General features: G+C 30.8%; 3 protein-coding genes. 1 reads left to right on the top strand and 2 read right to left on the bottom strand.

All coding sequences use genetic code 11. The annotated features are described in order from the left end of the window. Both Q0616_RS04295 and Q0616_RS04290 read right to left on the bottom strand, forming a co-directional pair. Positions 1 to 1,554, bottom strand: a 1,554-nt coding sequence (locus tag Q0616_RS04295) for an oleate hydratase (protein WP_298775396.1), incomplete at its 3' end; no start/stop codon positions are given. 93 nt (positions 1,555 to 1,647) lie between these two features. After that, positions 1,648 to 2,523: an AraC family transcriptional regulator gene (locus tag Q0616_RS04290; RefSeq protein WP_260542698.1), complete on the bottom strand. Its 876-nt coding sequence runs from the start codon at positions 2,521 to 2,523 to the stop codon at positions 1,648 to 1,650. A 292-nt stretch (positions 2,524 to 2,815) separates the two neighbouring features. On the opposite strand from Q0616_RS04290, the gene Q0616_RS04285 reads away from it, so the two are divergent. Next, positions 2,816 to 3,809 (top strand): MFS transporter (locus Q0616_RS04285; RefSeq protein ID WP_298775393.1); only part of this gene is annotated, 994 nt, incomplete at its 3' end.

The raw sequence follows: 3,809 nt of genomic DNA, 5'->3' as shown, positions 1-3,809 counted from the left end.
TGCTCTAGGCATAAACATAGATGTGATGTAAGGCATATAAGCAGAACGAGTGATTGTATTCTCAATAACGTCGTCTATTTGGTCTTCAATTCCTAAATGATAACATAATTCTGTTAGGATTTCGTTTCCTGTACAAGTAGGCATTGTTTTCTTGATGTAGTTTCCTTCTTTATCCATAAATAATGCATAAACCCAAAGTACTAAAATATCATCTGGTTGTGTAGGAAAATGTGGTTGACGATTACAAGTAAAACTCATTAACCAATTAGAATCTGTAATGGTAATAATTCCACCTGTAACAGTTTGACCTGAATATGGATCATTAACAGAATATTCTTTTAGTTTTTCTACTAATGCAGAAGGTTTACAAGTTAAAGTAACAGATTCCCATGAAGATTTTTCAATATTCCCACAAAATTTTTCTGGACGACCAAAAACAGGAGATTTAGCAGAAAGGTTTTTCCATAGTTTCCACCCTGCACTTTGACCGCTAGTATTATTATCTATCGCTAAAACTGGTGCCGTTGTATTATCTCCATACGCAGTATCTTCAGTCATAGAACCAGTAGTTACAATAACATAATCATTTGGTGTAACAGGAATAATTACATCTTGTCCATCTTGTTCTGTTATAATTCCTTTGACTACTTTTCCTTCTGTATTAATTAATAAATCTAAATCTTTAACCAGTGTATTTAACTGAATTTTTACTCCTTTTTCTTTTAACCATTTACCTAATGGCGTAACAAAAGTGTCGTATTGATTGTATTTAGGGAACACCAATGAAGAAAGATCATTTAAACCATCAATCGCATGTAAAAAGCGATGCATATATAATTTGAATTCTAGTAAACTATGCCAATTCTCAAAGGCAAACATTGTACGCCAAAATGTCCAGAAATTACTTTCTAAGAATGATTGATTAAAATAATCTTCAATTGTTATATCATCCAACTCTTCTTTTTTCTTTAACAAAAGTTTGATAATAGCTAATTGATCTTTCTTATTTAAACCAAATTTACTAAAGTCTTTTACTTTCCCTTTTTCATGAATTAAACGTGCAATAGAATAATTAGAATCATTATCATTTACTAATCTATATTCGTCTAAAACACTATAAGGTTCTGGTAACTCTAATGCAGGAATGTCTTGGAAAATATCCCATAAATTCTCGTAGGTACAATCCATTTCTCGACCTCCTCGAATTATGTAACCATCTTTTGCATTTCCAGCTCCATCTAACGAACCTCCTTCTACCTGAAGTTGTTCTATAAATGTGATATTCTCTGGAGTGAAATGTCCGTCTCTAATAAAATAATAGGCAGTAGCTAAACCTGCAATACCACTTCCCACAATATATACCTTACTGTCCTTATAAGATTTTGTAGGAATTCCTTTATTGCGTTGGTAATTTCCTATTTGATCAGAGAAAGGATAAGATTTTTCTGGAGTGTTTCTTGGTGTTTCTTTACTCGCATCTGGTTGATGATCAATATTTCCGTAGATAGTAGAATGATTTAAAACGTTGTCAAATTTTGAAGTAACTTTCTCCATAATTATTTATTTTAAGATTCTACAATAAAATTACGCTTTATTATTTTTCTAAAGTATCCCGAAATTCGTCATTTGTATCCCAAATTTCTTTTTTTATATATGTTGTTGTTTTCTATATTGTTGAGGAGAAATAGAAGTGTATTTTTTAAAAAAACGACCAAAAGATGAAGAAGAGTTGAAACCTAGATCTAATGCTATTTGGACAATTGTTTTCTCTGAGTAGCCAAGCAAAACATACGCTTCTTTTAATAAATACTCGTCAATAATAACATGTGGAGTTTTCTTAGTTGCTTTTTTTACAAGGTGAATCAAATATTTATTTGTAATAAACAATTGATCTGCATAAAACTGTACGTCTTTGTGAGCGATAACATTTTCTTGAACAAGTTGTGTAAACTTACAAAATAGAGTGTTGATTTCGCGGGAATGATTTTTATTTACTTTTGAATATTGTTCAGCAATTATAGAGGCAGATTCAAGAAGTAAAGTAAAAATAATCGATCGAATAATATCTTCTAAGAACAAAACATTTCTTTCTCGTTGTTCTTGAAGATAATTGATTAACATTAAAAGATGATTCGCATCTTTTTTATTTGCCTTACAAACTGTAAAGTTTTGATGTGTAAACAAATTAAGTTTATCAATAAAGAAAGGATTAGAAATGTTTTTAAGGAGAAAATTTTTCTCAAAAAACAACAATTTCATTCTAAAATTAGAGTTAGTATCTAGAATTTTCAAAACAGTAGAAGGAGCAGAAATCAAGAATTCGTTTTGAGTAATAAAATATTTCTGAGAATCTATCTCAACTTCTATTGAGCCAGATAAACAAATACAAAATGCATAAAAGTCTATTCGAAATGATCTTTCAGGAAAAGCAAAAATTGGATTTCCTGATGAGATATAATATAGTTTATTACAATTTACGCCATAAAAAGACAAGGTCTCTTTTAGGTTTTCATAGTTTTTCATGCTTGAAAATAAAGTTGGTCAGATCGTTTTTTTAGGGTAGTAGAATTGATATAGCAAAAATAAGAATTATTTAGTAAGTAATTAAATACAATAAGGTATTTTAACTGTATTCTAATGTAAAAGTTATTTTCATATCAACTAAGTAGTTCTTAAATAAGAAATTTCATGAATATAATCAATGAAATATCGGCTAACAATGTTGAATGATGTAGTAATTTTTTGTAACAAGTAATACTTTTGGATTGTGTAGTTTGTTTCGGTTAAGATAAATTACCTTTGCAAAAAATCCGTTATGTTTTCTGCCATTAATAAAAAATTAAATTCAGATCCCGTTTATAATCTCCATTTTATTTTAATGTGTTTGAGTTCGTTGTTGTTTTCAGCGAGTTTTAATATGATGATTCCCGAGCTACCTGCTTATTTAAGCAGCATGGGAGGAGCAGAATACAAAGGATTTATTATTGCATTATTTACCTTGACAGCGGGAATTTCGAGACCTTTTATTGGAAAATTAACCGATAAAGTGGGGCGGGTACCTATTATGGCAGTCGGTTCTATTGTCTGTTTTGTGTGCGGAATTTTATATCCTGTTTTAACAACCGTTTCAGGTTTTTTATTTTTGAGATTGGTACACGGCTTTTCGACAGGTTTCAAACCCACTGCAACAGCAGCTTATATTGCAGATATTATTCCGCGCGAACGTTGGGGCGAAGCATTGGGCTTGCACGGAATTTGTTTCAGTATCGGAATGGCAATTGGACCTGCATTGGGAAGTACAATTACATTATATACATCGATTAATGTGATGTTTTTTACGTCTTCGTTTTTTGCATTATTATCGATATTGATTTTATTCAACATGAAAGAAACGTTGCAAAATAAACAAAAATTTTCGTTTGGATTATTGAAAATTTCACGACATGAAGTTGTAGCAAAAGAGGCACTTCCAGCAGCATTGATTACATTTTTATCTTATATTGCTTATGGCTCTATATTAACATTAATTCCAGATTGGACCGAACATTTAGGTTTTCAAAACAAAGGTGTTTTCTTTATTGTTTTTACCATTTCTTCGATGTTAGTACGTTTCTTTGCAGGAAAGATATCAGACCAAAAAGGACGTGTTTTGGTTATAAAATTAGGTTTAGTATTGCTCATTGTGGCATTGGTTATTTTGGCTTCAGTAGATGCTAAAATAGGTTTAATTTTGGGTGGATTGATGTATGGAATTTCGACCGGAATTCTTTCTCCAGCACTTAATGCATGGACGATAGATTTTAGTAAAC

Origin of the sequence: uncultured Empedobacter sp. (assembly GCF_937930195.1) — a bacterium.
Lineage (GTDB): Bacteria > Bacteroidota > Bacteroidia > Flavobacteriales > Weeksellaceae > Empedobacter > Empedobacter stercoris.
Note: the sequence above shows the minus strand (reverse complement) of the source record. Positions and strands in the feature narration are given on the sequence as shown.

What these genes read in the sequence shown, in the direction of transcription:
- Q0616_RS04290 (WP_260542698.1), bottom strand. Translation starts at nt 2,523, where the DNA reads ATGAAAAACTATGAAAACCTAAAAGAGACCTTGTCTTTTTATGGCGTA.